Source organism: Pseudarthrobacter sp. NPDC092419 (assembly GCF_044755045.1).
GTDB lineage: Bacteria > Actinomycetota > Actinomycetes > Actinomycetales > Micrococcaceae > Arthrobacter.
The window spans coordinates 92734-110943 of sequence record NZ_JBIVQF010000003.1; the positions used below are offsets into that span (position 1 = coordinate 92734).

General features: G+C 67.8%; 13 protein-coding genes. 8 read left to right on the forward strand and 5 right to left on the reverse strand.

Features of this window, described 5'->3' with window-relative positions; all coding sequences use genetic code 11:
- Positions 1–196: 196 nt before the first annotated feature.
- Positions 197–1720, reverse strand: a complete 1524-nt coding sequence (locus ACIQC0_RS06210) for a leucyl aminopeptidase (protein ID WP_400533385.1) — start codon at positions 1718–1720, stop codon at positions 197–199.
- 254 nt (positions 1721–1974) lie between these two features.
- On the opposite strand from ACIQC0_RS06210, the gene ACIQC0_RS06215 reads away from it, so the two are divergent.
- From ACIQC0_RS06215 to ACIQC0_RS06230, 4 genes are all read left to right on the forward strand, one after another.
- Entirely contained in the window at positions 1975–2913 is a 939-nt protein-coding gene (locus tag ACIQC0_RS06215; RefSeq protein WP_377215531.1) for a proteasome assembly chaperone family protein, read from the forward strand.
- 60 nt (positions 2914–2973) lie between these two features.
- Positions 2974–4320 (forward strand): nitrate/nitrite transporter, encoded by a 1347-nt coding sequence (locus tag ACIQC0_RS06220; protein WP_400533388.1) that lies wholly within the window; start codon positions 2974–2976, stop codon positions 4318–4320.
- A gap of 80 nt (positions 4321–4400) precedes the next feature.
- Positions 4401–5612: a DUF4192 family protein gene (locus ACIQC0_RS06225; RefSeq protein ID WP_400533390.1), complete on the forward strand. Its 1212-nt coding sequence runs from the start codon at positions 4401–4403 to the stop codon at positions 5610–5612.
- Between the two features lie 293 nt (positions 5613–5905).
- A complete protein-coding gene (locus tag ACIQC0_RS06230; protein WP_377215534.1) occupies positions 5906–7213 on the forward strand; it encodes an RNA polymerase sigma factor in 1308 nt (435 codons plus the stop codon).
- A 150-nt stretch (positions 7214–7363) separates the two neighbouring features.
- On the opposite strand, the gene ACIQC0_RS06235 is transcribed toward ACIQC0_RS06230, so the two are convergent.
- Entirely contained in the window at positions 7364–7585 is a 222-nt protein-coding gene (locus ACIQC0_RS06235) for a hypothetical protein (protein WP_377215535.1), read from the reverse strand.
- A gap of 191 nt (positions 7586–7776) precedes the next feature.
- Here ACIQC0_RS06235 and ACIQC0_RS06240 point away from each other — a divergent pair, with 191 nt between their 5' ends.
- Positions 7777–9885 (forward strand): type IIA DNA topoisomerase subunit B, encoded by a 2109-nt coding sequence (locus tag ACIQC0_RS06240; protein ID WP_400533393.1) that lies wholly within the window; start codon positions 7777–7779, stop codon positions 9883–9885.
- A gap of 9 nt (positions 9886–9894) precedes the next feature.
- Here ACIQC0_RS06240 and ACIQC0_RS06245 read toward each other — a convergent pair whose 3' ends face one another.
- Together ACIQC0_RS06245 and ACIQC0_RS06250 are read right to left on the reverse strand one after the other, a co-directional pair.
- On the reverse strand, positions 9895–10872 hold the full coding sequence (locus ACIQC0_RS06245; protein WP_400533395.1) for a M56 family metallopeptidase: 978 nt from the start codon (positions 10870–10872) through the stop codon (positions 9895–9897).
- Between the two features lie 6 nt (positions 10873–10878).
- Positions 10879–11262 (reverse strand): BlaI/MecI/CopY family transcriptional regulator, encoded by a 384-nt coding sequence (locus tag ACIQC0_RS06250; protein ID WP_377215538.1) that lies wholly within the window; start codon positions 11260–11262, stop codon positions 10879–10881.
- Positions 11263–11469: 207 nt separating this feature from the next.
- Here ACIQC0_RS06250 and ACIQC0_RS06255 point away from each other — a divergent pair, with 207 nt between their 5' ends.
- From ACIQC0_RS06255 to cydD, 3 genes are read left to right on the forward strand one after another with little or no spacing between them, the layout of a single operon-like run.
- Entirely contained in the window at positions 11470–13074 is a 1605-nt protein-coding gene (locus tag ACIQC0_RS06255) for a cytochrome ubiquinol oxidase subunit I (RefSeq protein ID WP_400533397.1), read from the forward strand.
- Positions 13075–13106: 32 nt separating this feature from the next.
- Complete coding sequence (gene cydB, locus ACIQC0_RS06260) at positions 13107–14156, forward strand: cytochrome d ubiquinol oxidase subunit II (protein ID WP_400533399.1); 1050 nt, start codon at positions 13107–13109, stop codon at positions 14154–14156.
- A gap of 1 nt (position 14157) precedes the next feature.
- Positions 14158–17691, forward strand: coding sequence for a thiol reductant ABC exporter subunit CydD (cydD, locus tag ACIQC0_RS06265; RefSeq protein ID WP_400533401.1), 3534 nt, complete (start codon positions 14158–14160; stop codon positions 17689–17691).
- On the opposite strand, the gene ACIQC0_RS06270 is transcribed toward cydD, so the two are convergent.
- Positions 17692–18210 carry a DinB family protein gene (locus ACIQC0_RS06270; protein WP_400533403.1) on the reverse strand — a complete coding sequence of 173 codons (519 nt, stop codon included), beginning with the start codon at positions 18208–18210 and terminating at the stop codon, positions 17692–17694.

Sequence of the window (18210 nt, forward strand, 5' to 3'; positions counted from 1 at the left end):
GCATCATCTGGTCTTGGAACCTGAACTGCCGTGATTCTGCCAGCAGGCGGGTTTTCTTGCATTTGTGACTATCGTGGTTCACCTTAGCGAACCACTTGTCTATGCTCCACCTTGGCGCTGCTTTTGTGGAGCGCTTGTGTCGAGTGTCACGCGGTCTTTGACCGGGAAGCCGGGCGCGACGCTGCCCTCGCCGGTGTCATCCGGCAGCGGCCGCGAGGTCCTCAGCGTAGGCCAGCAGTGTACGGACCGTGCAGCCGGTCCCCTGCTTGTGCGTGTAGCCGTACGGGCTGCCGTTGTTGAATGACGGGCCGGCGATGTCGATGTGCGCCCAGGGGATCTGTTCGCCCGCCTTGTCCTTGCCCACGAACTCGCGCAGGAAGACGGCCGCGGTCATCATGCCGCCGTGGCGTTCGCCGATGTTGGCAAGGTCGGCCACCTGCGAGTCGAGGCTGGGCCGCAGTTCCTCGGGCAGCGGCATGGGCCATACCAGTTCGCCTGCGCGGTCCGCGGCGGCTTTGAGGGCTCCGGTGATCTCGTCCGAGCCCATGATGCCGGCAGTCCGGTTTCCCAGGGCGATCAGCTGGGCGCCGGTGAGGGTGGCGACATCGATGATGGCGTCCGGATATTCCTGGCTCGCGGCGACGATGCCGTCCGCCATCACCAGGCGTCCCTCGGCATCCGTATTAAGCACCTCGACGGTCTTGCCGCCGAACATGGTGAGGACATCGGCGGGGCGGGAGGCGGCGCCCGAGGGCATGTTCTCGGCAATGCAGAGCCACGCGGACGCCTTCACGGGCACACGCAGCCGGGCCAGGGCCAGGACGGTGTTAAGGACGACGGCGGCGCCCGCCATGTCGCTCTTCATGTCACCCATGCCCTGGGCCGGCTTGATGGAAATTCCGCCGGTGTCGAACGTAATGCCCTTGCCCACGAATGCCACCTTGGAGCCTGCCTTGGCGGGGGCGTATTCCACCTTGACCAGGCGCGGCTGGCGGGCCGAACCCTTGCCCACGCCCATAATGCCGCCGAAGCCTTCCTTTTCCAGCCGCTTCTCGTCCCACACGGTGACCTTTACGGGCAGCCCCTTCGCGAGCTCGCGGGCAGCCTCGGCGAAGGACTCGGGGTACAAATGGCTCGGCGGCTGGTTGACCAGCGAACGGGTGGCGTTGACGGCGGTACCTACGACGGCGGCGCGCTCCAGCGCGCTGTCAACCTCCTTGCCGGAGAGCTCCGTAAAGATGATGGCGTTGCGGACCGGATCCTTGAGGCCTTCCCGGGAAGAGCGGAACTCAGTGTAGGAGTAGGCGCCCAGCGCGGCACCCTCGGCGACAGCCGCCACATCGGCAACGGACGCCGTCGGGAATGCCAGCGTTACGGTGGCCAGCCCGGCAAGCTGCCGGACGGCGGACCCGGCGGCGCGGCGGAGCGCCTCGCCGGTGGCGGACTCACCATCCCCAAGCTTGCCCACGCCGGCGAGGACGAGGATGCCGGCGCCGGTCTCGGGAAGGCCGGGAAGCCGCACCACCTGGTCTGCGGCGCCGGTGATACCGAGCGCCTTAAGGGAGTCAGCCAGCGCCTCGGCTGACTTGGCCGTCAGCGGGTTGTCCAGGAGAACGGGTCCGCCGGAGGCCTGCGCCACCCCGATGATCACTGCGTCGCCGGGCGCCTTCTTCACGTCCCGCGAGAGGGTACTAAGGTTGATTTCAGTATTCTTTACCACAGGGATGAGTCCTCAATTCTCGACGTCGGTTGGGCAGGGAAGCGTGTTTGGCTCTCCGCGCAGGGCCCGGACCCTGCCGGTCGGGCGCAGTCCGGGGGAGTGCAGGCCTGCCGGGCAGGCCAGTTCCGATCGTAGCCCGTCGCCCCCACGGGCACCGGGATTACTGAGACACGCGCCACACGGCGCCCCGGAATGCGCCGCGCCTGATGAGCGTTGAAGACGATGCCTGCCTGCGTCCATGAAAGGAACAAGCCGTGCTTGAACGAATTTCCGGCTCCCTGCTGGACCCCGAAGCGCTGTACGCGCGGGACACCGAACTCTTCTACGATCCGTCCCTGCGCGGTCTGGACCTGGTGATGGGGTTTACCGGGTTCGCCGACGCCGGCCACGTGGTCAGGCAGATCAATGCTGAATTGCTGGACTCTCTGGACGCCCGGCCAGTCGCGGTCTTTGATGCGGACCAGCTGATCGACTACCGGTCGCGCCGTCCGCACCTGACGTTCGTTGAAGACCACCTCCAGGACTACCAGGAGCCGCGGCTGGCGCTGTACCGGCTGGTGGATGGGCTGGGCAAACCCTTCCTGCTTCTTGCGGGCTTCGAACCGGACCTGCAGTGGGAACGTTTTGCGCGGGCCGTGGTGGGCATCGTGGAGCACCTCGACGTCAACCTGGTCACATGGATCCATTCGATTCCCATGCCCGTCCCGCACACCCGGCCGGTCGGCGTGACTGTCCACGGCAACCGGCCGGACCTCATCGAAGGCATATCGGTATGGAAGCCTACGGTGGAAGTCCCCGCAGCCGTAGGCCACATCCTCGAGTTGCGCTTGGCCGAGGCGGGCCGCAGCGTGGCCGGTTACGTCATCCATGTGCCGCACTACCTCGCCGAGGCGGAGTACCCCACCGCGGCGGTGGCCGGCCTGGAGTACCTGGGCGCGGCCACATCCCTCATGCTTCCTTCTGACCGGCTCCGGGAAACGGGGCGGGACGTCACCCGGCAGATCGATGAGCAGATGGAGGCGTCCGACGACGTGCGCCAGGTGGTCTCCCGCCTTGAGGAGCGCTACGACGAGAAAGCGGAGGGAACCGTCCGCCGCTCGCTGCTGGCCGATGAGAATGATGAACTGCCCGACGCCGATGTGCTGGGTGCCGCTGTCGAGGCCTACCTGGCGAGGGAAATTCCGCCAGCGTAGCAGGACGCAACAAGCCGTGGCACTTCCGATTCCGTTCTGCGGCGCGGGCATAATGAACTGATGACTGCACCCCGCGCCTGGCTGATTTGGACCATCGGGGTTTTCGGATACCTGGTTGCGGTGGCGCAGCGCACGTCCTTCGGAGTGGTGGGCCTCGAAGCCACCGAACGGTTTCAGGCCAGCGCCTCTGCGATTTCGTTCTTCACCGTGCTCCAGTTGCTGGTATATGCAGGGCTGCAGATCCCCGTGGGCCTGTTGGTGGACCGGTTTGGCTCCCGCGCCATGATTGCCGGCGGCGCCCTGCTGATGGGCCTGGGTCAGCTCCAGCTGGCATTTGCGGACACTGTTCCCGGCGGCGTTGCGGGGCGGGTCCTGGTGGGCGCTGGCGATGCCATGACGTTCATTTCCGTCATCCGGCTGGTGCCACTCTGGTTCGCCCCGGCCAAGGTGCCGCTGGTTACCCAGCTGACTGGCATGACCGGCCAGCTCGGCCAGCTGTTCAGCGTCATCCCATTCGCCTATGTGCTTCACCTGGCGGGCTGGACCTCGGCGTTCCTGATGCTCGCCGGGATGTCAGCTGCCGCCGTCGTGCTGGTCCTGGTGTTCCTGCAGGATGTTCCGCCCGGCACTGAGAGGCCCCAATCGCGGCAGGGGCTCAGGGCAACGGGTGTGTCGCTTGCCCGGGCCTGGGCCCAGCCCGGAACCCGGCTGGGCCTGTGGAGCCATTTCACCATCCAGTTCAGCGGGACGGTGTTCGCCATGACATGGGGTTATCCGTTCCTGATCTCGGGGCAGGGGCTCGACGGCGGCACGGTGGCTGCACTCCTGGCCCTCTACGTGGGGGCCGGCCTGGCCATGGGGCCGTTCATTGGCCGGTTCGTCTCGCGGCATCCGCTGCGCCGCTCCACCATGGTCCTCCTCATCGCCGGCGGCACGGCAGGGGCCTGGGCCGCGGTCCTGGCCCTGCCGGGTCCTGCGCCGCTGTGGCTGTTGGCGGCACTGGTGGTGGTCCTGGCCGCAGGTGGCCCCGGATCCATGATCGGCTTCGATTTCGCCCGGACCTTCAATCCTGCGCACTGTATCGGGACAGCCACGGGCATCGTTAATGTTGGCGGGTTCATCGCCGCCCTGGTGGCGATCTTCCTGATCGGGCTGGTGCTGGACATCCTGTATGCCGCCGGTTTTTCCGGCGGCGTCCTGTACGGGCTGGACCCCTTCCGGATCGCGCTGAGCGCCCAGTTCCTCCTCCTGGGCTCCGGTGCCGCCGCCATCGTGGCCTGCCGCCGGAAGGTCCGCCGGCAGATGGCCGAGCAGGGCATTGTGGTGCCGCCGCTCCGCAGCGCTCTGGCCCGGCAGCGCCGGGAGAACCTTGCCCGCCGGCGGCAGGCAACCCGGCTAGACGACTGACCCGTCCTCCACAGCCCCGGTTATCCACTTGCGGCAGCAGCACCCTGACGGCAGCGGAACCAAGGGCCAAAGCTGTTGCCATGACAAAGCCCCAGCACCTGAAAGTCCGCGGTCCCGAAGACATCCTCGGGTTCATTCCCCACACGCTCGGCTATTGGCCGGCGTCCAGCCTGGTGGCGATGACCATGCAGGGCCGGTCGCTGGGAGCAACGCTGCGCGTGGACCTGCCCGGATCCGACGTCCTGGCCGACCCCGCCGGATTCGCCTCATCCGTGTGCTCCTACCTGCAGGCCGACCGGCAGGCCACCGGGACCCTCCTGGCCGTCTTTACGCCCCAGAGCCGGAACGCGGCGCCGTGCGGATACGACGGCCTGCTCGCGTTGCTGCGGCACGTTCTCGGTGACGCCGGTATGCCGGTCCTCGAGGCGTGGTACGTCGGGGACAGGTTCTGGCGCGACGCCCTGTGCCAGGACCTGTCCTGCTGCCCCTTACCAGGCCGTCCCGTGCAACAGATCAAGGACAGCGCGCTCAACGCGGAGATGGTTTACCTGGGCAGCAGTGTGGGTGCGGCTCCGGGAGAGTTGCCGGGCACTGCACTGCCAGTTCCAGAGGAGTACCGCGGGGCGGTCCTGGCGGCCGAGGCGGAGTGGTCGGCCAACCTGGAACCCCGCCGGGAAAGCAGGTCCCAGTTCCGGGCGGTCCTCCGCACGTGGCTGGAGGTCCTGTCCCGCCCGGGCGGGCTGCCGGTCCGCCCGGTGGCACAACGCGACGCTTTCCTGCGGGCAACGCTCCTGGTCCCGGCTTGGCGCGATGCCGTCCTGGTGATGGCGGCAGCCGGAACCGAGGCGGCCGAGGCGGGAGCGGAGCGCTTCGGCCTGTTCAGCCAGGGCGAGGGCGCGGACGCCGTGGAGCCCGGTTCCGGTGCCGGTGCGGAAAGCATTGATGACTGGCTGGGGGCCGGCAGCGATCCGCCCGGTTACGGCGAGGTGCTGCTGGGCCTTGAACCAGCCGTGCCCCACTGGGGACGGATGGAGGCGCTCGATGCGCTCCTGGAACAGTTGGCGGCGCTGGGCGGCCCGGCGGCGGCCGCCTCCCTGACCGGACGGGGCTGGATTGCCTGGTGTCGGGGCAGGGGTTCCTATGCCGCCGCCTACTTTAAGCAGTCGCTGGAAATTGTGCCGGGTTACCGGCTCGCCGGCCTCCTGCTAGAGATGGCCGGGCGTGGGACGCTGTGCGGCTGGGCGGGCCGTCAGGAAGCAGCATGGCGTAAGTTCGGGCCGGACGCCGCCTGATTCCCGTGGGAGCAGGGCCCGCTGAGCCAGCGCAGTCCGCTGCCGGAGACTTCTTTGGGAACGGGAGAGGCCCCAAACGGCGAAATCATGAGACAATGGATGCCGAGACCCGGTTGGGTCCGTGTATCGAGTGCCTGGTGGTGTTCCCAACGGGAACATTATCGCCACTCCGTCAGTTGTCTTGAGTGACTCTGCCGGCCGTGGTGGCGCTTGGTTTCCACCACGGACTTGACAGGGTCATAGTGGTGTTGCCCGTATGGCGATTCCACAGACCGCCGCTAGAAAGGTTTTCTGTGACCCCGTCTTCCACGAAGAAGGACCCCGCCGCAAAGGACGAACTGTCCGCTGAGGAGAAGCAGGCTGCTGCCAACGCCAAGCGCGCAGCCACGCGTGCAGCCAACAAGGCTTCCGCCGGACAGGGAGCGGACGAGGGCAAGCGCGAGCCGAAGAAGCGCGGACCCAAGCCCGGAGCCAAGGCTGCCGCCGCGAAGGCCGCCGCCGGGGAAACCGAACCGGATGAGGTCGAGGACGTTGACGCCGAGCTCGACGACATGCCCGCAGACGGTCCCGACGCAGCCGACGAAACCGAAGCCGAAACCGCCAAGGGCGCAGTGGGAAGCGGGAAGGGCTTTGTCTACTCCGACGCGGACGACGACGACGCTCCCGTCCAGCAGGTCATGTCCGCCGGAGCCACGGCGGACCCGGTCAAGGACTACCTGAAGCAGATCGGCAAGGTGGCACTGCTCAACGCCGAGCAGGAAGTCGACCTGGCGCTGCGCATCGAGGCCGGCCTGTTCGCCGAAGAGAAGATCAACGCTGACGACGGATCCATGGATCCGAAGTACAGGCGTGAGCTCGAATTCATCATCCATGACGGCAAGCGGGCCAAGAACCACCTGCTCGAGGCCAACCTCCGCCTGGTGGTATCGCTGGCCAAGCGCTACACCGGGCGCGGCATGCTCTTCCTCGACCTGATCCAGGAAGGCAACCTCGGTTTGATCCGCGCCGTGGAGAAGTTCGACTACACCAAGGGCTTCAAGTTCTCCACCTATGCCACCTGGTGGATCCGCCAGGCGATCACCCGCGCCATGGCAGACCAGGCCCGCACGATCCGTATCCCCGTGCACATGGTGGAAGTCATCAACAAGCTGGCCCGCGTCCAGCGCCAGATGCTTCAGGACCTGGGCCGCGAACCCACGCCTGAAGAGCTCGCCCTCGAACTGGACATGACCCCCGAAAAGGTAGTCGAGGTCCAGAAGTACGGCCGCGAGCCCATCTCGCTGCACACGCCGCTGGGTGAGGACGGCGACTCCGAGTTCGGTGACCTGATCGAGGATTCCGAAGCCGTGGTTCCCGCCGACGCAGTGAGCTTCACGCTGCTGCAGGAGCAGCTGCACTCCGTGCTGGACACCCTGTCCGAGCGCGAAGCCGGCGTGGTGGCCATGCGCTTTGGCCTCACCGACGGCCAGCCGAAGACTTTAGACGAAATCGGAAAGGTCTACGGAGTCACCCGCGAGCGGATCCGACAGATCGAATCGAAGACCATGTCCAAGCTGCGCCACCCGTCCCGGTCACAGGTGCTGCGCGACTACCTGGACTAAAGGACAGCCCCAAACGCGGTGTCACATCCGGCCGAAAAATCCCCCGGGGGAGGGCCCTGAAGTGACCAAGCGTTTGGGGCTAAACGCCACAAAGAAGCCCCGCCGGATCTGGATCAGCCAGATCCGGCGGGGCTTCTTCTTGTGGGTACGCTAATCGATCTCGACGGTGGCTTTCTCGTGCAGCCGGCCCGTTTCGTCGTGCCAGTCCGAGCTCAGCGGCTTAAGCGTGGGCTCCACGGCACGTGCGTGGTGGCCGCAGAAGAGCAGCTCACCACCGGAGGACTCGAGTACTACCCGGACATATGCCTGGGCTCCGCAACGGTCGCACCGGTCAAGTGCATCAAGTGTGCGGTCTGCCACTGCTGTAGTCATGTCGGCCTCCTTAGTAGATCTGTATGTCTATATAACCAGCATTCGTAACAGATCCATCGCAAGGATGGGGCAAGTTCGCTGTGCGCGTACCTGCAAAGTTTGCTCAAGTTCGGCGCACCCTGCGGGCCGACTATCCTAGAGAAGGCGCTTCCGGCGCCCGCAGTTCCGTCCCCTGAAGGAGTTCATCACCGGTGGCACCCAGCTCTGAGTACACTGCCCGGCACCTGTCCGTTCTGGAAGGACTTGAAGCAGTCCGCAAGCGCCCGGGCATGTACATCGGCTCCACCGACTCCCGCGGCCTCATGCATTGCCTCTGGGAAATCATCGACAACTCCGTGGACGAGGCACTGGCCGGCTTCGGGCACGACATCAAGATCATCCTCCACGCGGACAACTCCGTGGAGATCCACGACGACGGCCGCGGCATTCCCATCGACAAGGAACCAAAGACGGGACTCACTGGCGTCGAGGTGGTATTCACCAAGCTTCACGCCGGCGGAAAGTTCGGCGGCGGGTCCTACACCGCCTCCGGCGGCCTGCATGGCGTCGGCGCCTCCGTGGTCAATGCCCTGTCCGCCCGCCTTGACGTGGAGGTGGACCGCGGCGGCAAGACCTACCGGATGTCCTTCCGCCGCGGCGAGCCCGGACGCTTCAAGGACACCGGGACGCGGTCCGACCCGGCGGCGCCCTTCACGCCCTTCGTTGACGACTCCGTGCTGGACGTCGTGGGCAAGGCCAAGCGGGGAGTCACGGGCACCCGTATCCGGTACTGGTCCGACCGGCAGATCTTCACCCCGGACGCCAGGTTCTCCTACGAAGAGCTCGCCGCCCGGGCCCGCCAGACGTCCTTCCTGGTGCCTGGACTGAAGCTCACCGTCCGGGACGAGCGGAAACTGCCCGGAACCCCCGGTGAAGCGGGCCCCCACGAGGAAGTCTTCCACCACGACGGCGGCATCTCCGAGTTCGTCGAATTCCTGGCCGCGGATCCCGCCGTCACGGATGTGTGGCGGCTGCATGGCTCCGGAAAGTTCAAGGAGACCGTTCCTGTCCTGGACGAACGCGGGCACAGCCAGCTGGCCGAGGTGGAGCGGGATTGCGAGGTGGACGTTGCCCTCCGCTGGGGCATCGGCTATGACAGCACCGTCCGCAGCTTCGTCAACATCATCTCCACGCCCAAGGGCGGCACCCACCAGTCCGGCTTGGAGCAGGCGCTGGTGAAGACTTTCCGCAAAGCCGTGGAAACCAACGCGCGCAAGCTCAAGGCCGGCAATGACAAGATCGAAAAGGACGACATCTTCGCGGGCCTCACCGCGGTGCTGACCGTGCGCTTGGCCGAACCTCAGTTCGAAGGCCAGACGAAGGAGATCCTGGGCACATCGGCCGTGCGGGCCATCGTCGCCAAGGTGGTGGAGCGGGAGATCTCAGCCAAGCTGGCCTCATCCAACCGGAACGACAAAGCCCAGGCCGCCTTGCTGCTGGAAAAGATCGTCAGCGAGATGAAGTCCCGCATCTCTGCCCGGGTCCACAAGGAGACACAGCGGCGCAAGAACGCGCTGGAGACGTCGTCCATGCCCACCAAGCTCGCAGACTGCCGGACGGACGACGTCGAACGCTCGGAACTGTTCATCGTGGAGGGCGACTCCGCGCTGGGGACGGCCAAGCTGGCCAGGTCCTCGGACTTCCAGGCGCTGCTGCCCATCCGCGGCAAGATCCTCAACGTCCAGAAGGCGTCCGTGGGGGACATGCTCTCCAACGCCGAGTGTGCCGCGCTGATCCAGGTGGTGGGGGCGGGTTCCGGCCGCAGCTTCGACATCTCGGCGGCGCGGTACGGCAAGGTCATCCTGATGACCGACGCCGACGTCGATGGCGCCCACATCCGCACCCTGCTGCTGACGCTGTTCTTCCGCTACATGCGACCCATGATCGACGAGGGCCGGGTGTTCGCCGCGGTCCCGCCGCTGCACCGGGTGGAAGTCATCAATCCCGGCCAGAAGGCCAACGAGATGATCTACACCTATTCCGAGGCGGAGCTGCACGCGCTGCTGGCGCGCCTGGTGAAGGAGGGCAAGCGGTACAAGGAACCCATCCAGCGGTACAAGGGCCTGGGGGAGATGGATGCCGAACAGCTCGCCGAGACCACCATGGACCCCCGGCACCGCACGCTGCGCAAGGTGGGCATCGAGAATGCCAAGCAGGCCGAAGAGATCTTCGACCTGCTGATGGGCTCGGATGTTGCCCCGCGCAAGGACTTCATCATCGCAGGCGCCTCCAGCCTGGACCGGGAGCGCATCGACGCCTGACGGCCGGGCTCAGGACAGCAGCCCCGGCACCACCAGGAGGGCTGTGGGAATGGCCAGGAGCAGCAGCGACCCGGCCAGGACGAGCGCGCGGACAGGGGCAGGCAGTTCCGGCTCCGCAGCAAGAAGCCTGCTGACCCGGGACGCGGTGGTGCGGGCCGAGTCCGCCCCGCCGCTGCCGGACAGCGCGTCGGGTCCCGCAGTGGCCTGCTGGTACCCCTGTTCCCTGGGGGCGGACCGGGAGCCGCTGGCTACGATGGCGATCGCCTTGATCAGGGCCGCTTTTCCCTCTGTCTTCAAGGCGGCGTCGTCCGCGAGCATTTCGATCAGGGAGCTCACCGATTCCTGCGCCAGCCGGGTGGTGGGGAGCCACGGAAGAGCCTGACGCCACGCGGCGAACGCCCACAGCAGCAGGTGGTGCCGCTGGCTGAGATGGGCGTTTTCGTGGATCAGGACGGCGCGGAGTTCCGCCGGCTCCAGGGCTGCCATGAGCCCGTCCGAGAGGACAGTGACGGAGCGCGCGCCGCCGGGGAGGCAGTAGGCCACGGGCGAGTCGTGGTTGATGACCAGGGTTCCTGCACTTTGCGCCGACGGGGAGGCCAGCAGTGCCAGGAGTTCGCGGTGCCGCCGGCGCTGGCGCTCAATCCGGTAATAGGTCAGCAGTAGGGTAAATACGAGGTGCGCGGTCAGCAGTGCTGCGGCCGACAGCGCGAAGATGTGCCAGAAGCCCAAGGCGGTGGTGGGGGCGTTGAAAAGGACCATGCCGGCCAGGGCGCGGAGGCCGGCTATCAGGTTATCGCCGATGGGTTCCAGCCCGTACACCAGCATGGCCCCGATCATGGAGAGCCCGCCCGCGAGCGCGATGGCCTGCCACAGCAGCATGGCGGTGAAGGGCGAACGGGCCGGCCACTGGGCCCGCGACAGCAAGACCGGCACCGGCCACGCCAGGATGATCGCCAGGACCGCCAGGAGGTACGAGGCCCAGAACATGGGCTGCTAGGAGTGGCCCAGCAGCTTGCGCAGCGTCTCTGCTTCGCCCTCGGAGACGGAGCCGATGAAGCGGGCCAGTACGGCCTCGCGGTCAGGGGCGGAGCCGAGGACCTCATGCATCAGCTCGGCGGTGTGCTCCTCGCGGCTGGAGACGGCCTGGTAGCGGTGCGGGCGGGTACCGCGTTCCCGCTCCACCAGCCCCTTCTTTTCCAGCCGGGACAGCACCGTCAGCACCGTGGTCACCGCCAGTTCCTTGCCCTCGTGCCCGGCGCCGTCCTGCACACCCGATGTCCGGGCCAGCTGGTCCCGGAGGGTGTTGGCCGTGGCCGCTTCCTGGCCCGCCCAGAGCAGATCCATCACTGCCCGTTCCAGTTCACCAAGACTCGCCATTGCACTTTTCCTTTGTCTCCTCCCGCATTGGCTTCCCTCGGGGGCGGTGCCAATGCGGTGTCGCTTCAACTATGACTACCAATTTACCCCGAAAACGCGGCACTTTCTACGTCAGGTAGAACACGTGGCGCGTCGTGTTCTACACTCGGTAGAAATCGGTGTTCTACGAAACGTAGAAAATCCTTTCGGCCAACAGTAGGGACAGCCTTGGACGCCTTGGAAATCGCACGCTGGCAATTCGGTATCACCACCGTCTACCACTTCATGATGGTCCCGCTGACCATCGGCCTGGGCCTGGTGGTGGCCGTCATGCAGACCATCTGGCACCGCACCGGAAATCCTGAATACCTCCGGATGACCAAGTTTTGGGGAAAGCTGTTCCTCATCAACTTCATCATGGGCGTGGCCACCGGCATCGTCCAGGAATTCCAGTTCGGTATGGCCTGGAGCGAGTACAGCCGGTTTGTGGGCGACGTGTTCGGTGCTCCACTGGCGCTCGAGGCGCTGCTGGCCTTCTTTGTTGAGTCCACATTCCTGGGACTCTGGATCTTCGGCTGGAAGCAGCTCAAACCGCAGATCCACCTCGCCTGCCTGTGGGTGGCAGTGGTCGGCTCCATGTTTTCCGCCTACTTCATCATCGTGGCCAACAGTTGGATGCAGCACCCTGTAGGAGTGGAGATGGTTGACGGGCGCCCCGTCATGACCGATGCCTGGGCCGTGTTCACCAACAACACCGCACTGGTTGCGGTTCCGCACACCCTGTTCGGCGCGCTGGCCGTGGCCGGGGGCTTCCTCCTCGGCATCGCCTGGTACCACCTGTGGCGGAGACGGCGTGACGGCATCGACACCGTGGGTCCGGACGGCACGGTGATCCCAGGTGCCGCCCCCCACATTCCGGGCCGCGACCGCACGGACCACAGCGTGTGGATCCGCTCCCTGCGCATCGGCGCGGTGGTGGCGATGATCTCCTTCGCCGGCACCGCCGTCACAGGAGATATCCAGGGCAAGCTGATGTTCGAACAGCAACCCATGAAGATGGCCGCCGCAGAAGCAGCGTGCCACGACGGCACCGGATTCTCCGTCCTGAGCATCGGCAACCTGGGCTCGCAGAACTGCGATGACATCGTTGCCGTGGTGGAAGTGCCGGGCATCCTCTCCTTCCTCGCCAAGGGCGACTTCAGCACCGAAGTCCCGGGTGTGAACACGCTCCTGCCGCAGTACCAGGAGAAGTACGGCACGCACCTGCCGGACAACCCCATCTACGGCGAGCGCGCCGGCCAGGAAATCGAATACCTGCCGGTCATGGAAGTCACCTACTGGGGCTTCCGGATGATGATCGGGTTTGGAGCCCTCGCTGCCCTGGCCGCACTGGTGGCACTGTGGCTGACCCTGAAGGGCACCGTGCCGCAGTCCCGCTGGCTCATGCGCCTGGCCGTCTTCGGGATCCTGGCACCCTTCGGAGCCAATGCCGCCGGCTGGATTTTCACCGAGATGGGCCGCCAGCCGTTCGTGGTAGCCCCGAATCCGGATCCCAACGGCATCGACCAGGTCTTCATGTTCACCGCCGCGGCAGTATCCCCCGGGGTATCGGCAGGTGAACTGCTCGGCTCCCTGATCACTTTGACCGTCGTCTACGCCGTCCTGTTGGTGGTGGAGGTCAAGCTCCTGGTGAAGTTCATCCGCGGCGGAGTTGCCTCGGCCATGCCGGAACTTAACCACGCCCCCGTGGACGAAAACGAAGACGCGACATCCCGGGATGACGGACGAGGTGGCACGACGCACGCCGACGACGTCCTGGCCTTCGCCTACTAAGCGCACAGAACAAAAAGCAGAGGAATCGACAAATGGAACTGCTGCCAACCATCTGGTTCGTCGCCATCGCGGTGCTGTGGACGGGATATCTCTTCCTGGAGGGCTTCGACCTGGGCGTGGGAATGCTGATGAAGGTCTTTGCCCGCAACGACACTGAACGGCGCGTCCTGCTGAACACTATCGGCCCGGTGTGGGACGGCAACGAAGTGTGGCTGCTGACGGCCGGCGGCGCCACCTTTGCGGCCTTTCCGCTGTGGTATGCCTCGCTCTTCTCCGCCCTCTACCTTCCGCTGCTGGTGGTCCTGGTTGCCCTGATCTTCCGCGCGGTGGCCTTCGAATACCGCGGCAAAGTGGACACCGACCGGTGGCGCGCCACCTGGGACTGGGCCATCGGGCTGGGCTCCTTCTTCGCAGCCTTCGGCGTGGGTGCCGCCCTGGCGCTGACCACCACCGGACTGCCCCTGAACGCCAACGGCGACCGGGTGGGCGGCCCGCTGTCCTGGTTCAGCGGCTATGCCTTGCTGGGCGGACTGGCCGTGGCGGGTTTCTCCCTGCTGCACGCGCTCGCCTTCATCGTCCTGAAGACCGACGGCGGCATCCGCCACCGGGCCAGGCGCTGGTTTGTGCGGCTGCTTCCGCTGCTCCTGCTGCCGATCGCTGCGTGGGCGCTGGCCATCCAGTGGGAGGCCGGCAAGCCCTGGACCTGGGCGGCGGTGCTCCTGGCAGTGGCCGCCGCCACCGCTGCCTGGCTGCTGGCGCGGTCCGGCGCGGAAGGCAGGGCTTTCCTTGCGCTGGGCGCCTTCCTGGTACTGGGGACCACTGCCATCTTCGGAGCCGTGTTCCCTGTGGTGCTGCCCTCCACCATCGACGCGGCGTTCGACCTCACGGTCACCAACGCCTCCTCCTCGGACTACACCCTGGGCCTGATGAGCATCGTGGCCGCGGTGGGGCTGCCGCTGGTGATCGCCTACCAGGCCTGGACGTACTGGGTGTTCCGGCGCCGGGTCAGTGCAGCCTCCATCCCCGAAGCGCACAGCTTCCTGCCCGCGGTGGCCGCCAGGGCCCTGACCACGAAGGGCTGACGTGCGCCCCGAGTTCCCGTCCGGCCCGTCAACCCGCGCCGCACTCTACCTGCTGGGCCTCCTGGCCGCCCTCAAGGCCCTGTCCCTGGTGCTGATCGGCAGCGCGCTCGCAGCCGCGCTGGGCGGCCTCTCCGCCGGGGACCCCGCCTGGGGTGAGGGCATGGCGGCGGGCGCTGCCGGCGTCGTCCTCCGCTCCCTGACCGTGTGGGGGCAGGCTGTGGCCGCACGGAGGGCGGCGCTGGGGGTCAAGGAGGAACTGCGCGCGCAGCTGCTGGAGCGGGCGCTGCGGAACGGCGTTCGCGCGGAGGGGCCGGCTGACGGTGGCCTGGCCGTGCTGGCCACCCGGGGCCTGGATGCCCTCGACAGCTACTACACCCAGTTCCTGCCCGCCCTGGTGAACTGCGCGGTGGTGCCGCTGCTCCTCGGCGTCCGGATCCTGTTCGCGGACTGGCTCAGCGCGGTGGTGGTGGTGCTGACCGTGCCGCTGGTGCCGCTGTTCATGGTGCTGGTCGGCCGGTATACGGAGGACCGCGTCCGCGAGGCCCAGGGGGCGCTGGCCAGGCTGTCCGCGCACATGGTGGAGCTGGCCAGGGGCCTGCCGGTGCTCGTTGGCCTGGGCCGGGCCACTGCCCAGCGGAAGGCCCTGGAGGAGATCTCCGAGGAATACCGCTCCCGCACGATGGGAACACTGCGCACCGCATTCCTGTCCGCGCTGGCGCTGGAACTCATCGCCACCATCTCCGTGGCCGTGGTTGCCGTGTTCATCGGTGTACGGCTGGTGCACGGCGACATGCCGCTGGAGGCAGGACTGCTGGCTTTGATCCTGGCGCCGGACTGCTACCTCCCGCTGCGGGAACTCGGCACGGCCCACCACGCGAGCGACGACGGAAGGGTTGCGCTCGCCGAAACCAACGCCGTGCTGGACGCGCCGGAGCCCGCGCCCCTTCCCGTATCCCGGGCCGCCGCAGCAGCGAGCCACGGGGCAGCGAACGACGGCGGTGCCTCCGCCGGGGCGGTCGGCGTCAGGGGGCTGACGGTCACGTACGGGGGTAGGGCCGCGGTCGGCCCGCTGTCCTTCGTGGCGCCGGCAGGCAGGATCACCGCCCTGGCAGGCCCCAGCGGCGCCGGCAAGAGCACCGTCCTGGGTGTCCTGGCAGGCACCGTGGGCCAGGGGGCAGGCACCACCGTCACGGGCGCCCTCACCGGCCTGGACAGGAGCATGGTGGCCTGGGTGCCGCAGCACCCTGCGGCGGTAGCGGATACGGTCCTCGGCGAGGTCGAGCTGTACTGTCAAGGCCCTGTTGCCGCTCCGGCTGCAGCGACAACTCCGGACGCGCCGGCGCTCCCGGGCGCCGGAGCCGCCCGGGAATGCCTGGAACTGGCCGCGGCCGGACACCTGGCAGCGAGGCACCCCGCCGAACTCAGCCCCGGCGAGCTGCGCCGCGTTGCCCTGGCGCGCGGCCTTGCCCGGGTGGCGGCCGGAGCCACCGTCCTGCTGCTCGATGAACCCACAGCCCACCTGGACGAGGCCTCCGCCATCGCCGTCGAAGGGGCAGTCGCGCGGCTGCGTGGCCGGGTCACCGTGATCCTGGTGGCGCACGAGGACCGCACCCGCGCGCTCGCCGACCACGTCGTCCAGATCGCGCCGGACGCACCCTCGACCACTGCGGTTCCGGGTGCCGCAGCCGGTGCCGGAACGCACGCAGGACTACCCCGACCCGTTGCCGCGGAAGCTGCGACGGCGGATGGCACGGCGGAGACCGCCAGCCGCCGCGGACCGGACACGCCCGGCGTTGCCGTTCCATCCGCTCCGCTGCGCCTGCTGGCCGGCCTCGTGGCGCCGGTCCGCGGCAGGTTCCTGGCCGCCGCGGTGGTTGGGACCCTGGCCGCGGTGTTCGCCGTCGCACTGTCCGGGCTGTCCGGCTGGCTGATCATCCGGGCCAGCGAACAGCCGCCCATCCTGTATCTGCTGGCCGCCATCGTCGGTGTCCGCTTCTTCGGCATCGGCCGGGCGGTGCTGCGTTACTGGGAACGGCTTCTGCTCCACGACGCCGTTTTCGCCGCCCTGACCCGGCTGCGCGGACGGCTCTGGGAATCGCTGAGCCGGAAGGCGCTCGCCGTGCGGCGCCTGCTCCAGGGCGGGAACGTCCTGGGAACAGTCATCGACGATGTCGACACCGTGCGCGACCTGCTGCCCCGCGTCGTCCTGCCGCCGGTCACAGCCGTCGCGGTGACTGTCCTGGCCGTGGCCGCCACGGGCCTCCTCGTCCCTGCCGCGTTGCCCGCCGTCGTGGCCGCAGGAGGCGCAAGCCTGCTGTTGGCCCCGGCACTTGCCCTGTGGGCGGACCGCGCGTCGGCCTCCGCCGAGCAGGCGCTGCGCCGGGACGTCCTGGGCCGTGTTGCGTCGGCACTTGATGCCCGGGCAGACCTGCACGTCAATGGTGTGGCTCTCCGGGTGCTGGCCGGCCTGCTGCGCCGCGACCGCCTCGCTACGGCAGCGTCCCGGCGTTCCGCCTGGGCGGACGGGCTGGGCCATGCCGCAGCCACGGCAGCCTGCGGCACTGCGGCCTTCGCCGCTGCCGGGCTTGCGGCGCCGGGTGTTCTTGCCGGAGTGACCGCACCGGCCACCGCGGCCGTGGTGGTCCTGCTTCTGCCGGCGCTTGTGGAACCCTACGCGGCGATGACGACGGCGGTACGCCAAATGCCGGCGCTCCGCACCGTCCTGCGCCGGATAGGGGAGTCCGGAGTGCTGGGAAGTCCGGCCGGCGGCAGAGCGGACGAAGCGGGCGGTGATGGATCGGCCGGTGACGGCCGCGTCCCGGTACCTGCACGCCCTGGCGGGCAGGCCGGCGTCGAACTTTTGGGCCTTGCCGCTGCGTGGCCGGGAGGACCGGACGTCTTCTCCGGGCTGGACGCCGCAGGGAAACCTGGACGGTGGCTGGCCGTGACCGGGCCGTCCGGCTCCGGAAAATCCACGCTGCTGTCCGTGCTGCTGGGATTCCTGCCGGCCGCCGCCGGCGCGGTGCGGGCCACGGGCCGGGTGGCGTGGTGCCCGCAGGAAGCGCACCTGTTCGACTCGACCATCCGGGGAAACCTGCTGTTGGGACGTCCGCAGGGCGGCAGCGAGCCCGCGGAAACGGACATGCGCCAGGCCCTTGCCGCCGTCGGACTCACTCCGCTGGTGGACCGGCTGCCGGCCGGGCTGGACACGCGGATCGGTCCCGGCGGGGCCTTCCTCAGCGGCGGGGAACGCCAGCGACTGGCCGTGGCCCGCACCCTCATGACGGGAGCCGCGGTGATCCTGCTCGATGAGCCCACAGCGCACCTGGACAACGAATCCGCGGCCGCCATGCTGGCTGACCTGAGATCAGGCCTGCGGGACCGGACCGTGGTCCTGGTAACCCATCATGCGGCGGATATCAGGCCGGAGGACGCCCGGCTGGTCCTGGGTCCCGGCGCCGGCAACACGGCGGCCGGAACCACGGATGCCGGGAGCCCGCGTGTCCGGGCCGGGGCGGGGGCTGCTGCGGGGTAGTCAGCCGTCTACGTCGTGGAGGTGGTGGACCACATCGTGCAGGAAATATTGGGCGAGCGTCAGCACGGTGAACTCCGAACCGTTGCTGCGCAGCCCCTTCCGGCCCCAGTCCTGCTCCCGGACGCCGGCGAAGGACTCCGCCACCTGCCTGCCCTCCGCCGTCAGCTGGGCGCTGACCACCGCGGGGTCGGCGCCGGCATAGTCCTGGTCGATGGCCGTCTGGTCCTGGTCCCACTTCTCGAACTGTGCGTCGTCCTGGTCAAGCATCAGGTTCAGCCGCTGGTCGAACAGGCCGAAGACATCCCGCACGTGGCACGCGTATTCCAGCGGGGACCAGGTGTGGTCATCAGGCCGCTCCACGGCGTCCGGCCGGCGCAGGACCGCGCGCCACCGCGGCAGCATGTTTTCGATCACGCCAGGCACCGTCGCCGGTGTGGCCGTGGCGGAATCGAACGAGCACTCCGGGCAGGGGCGCGTCAGGACCCAGGTCCAGTCCTTGTCATCAGGAACGATAGGCAT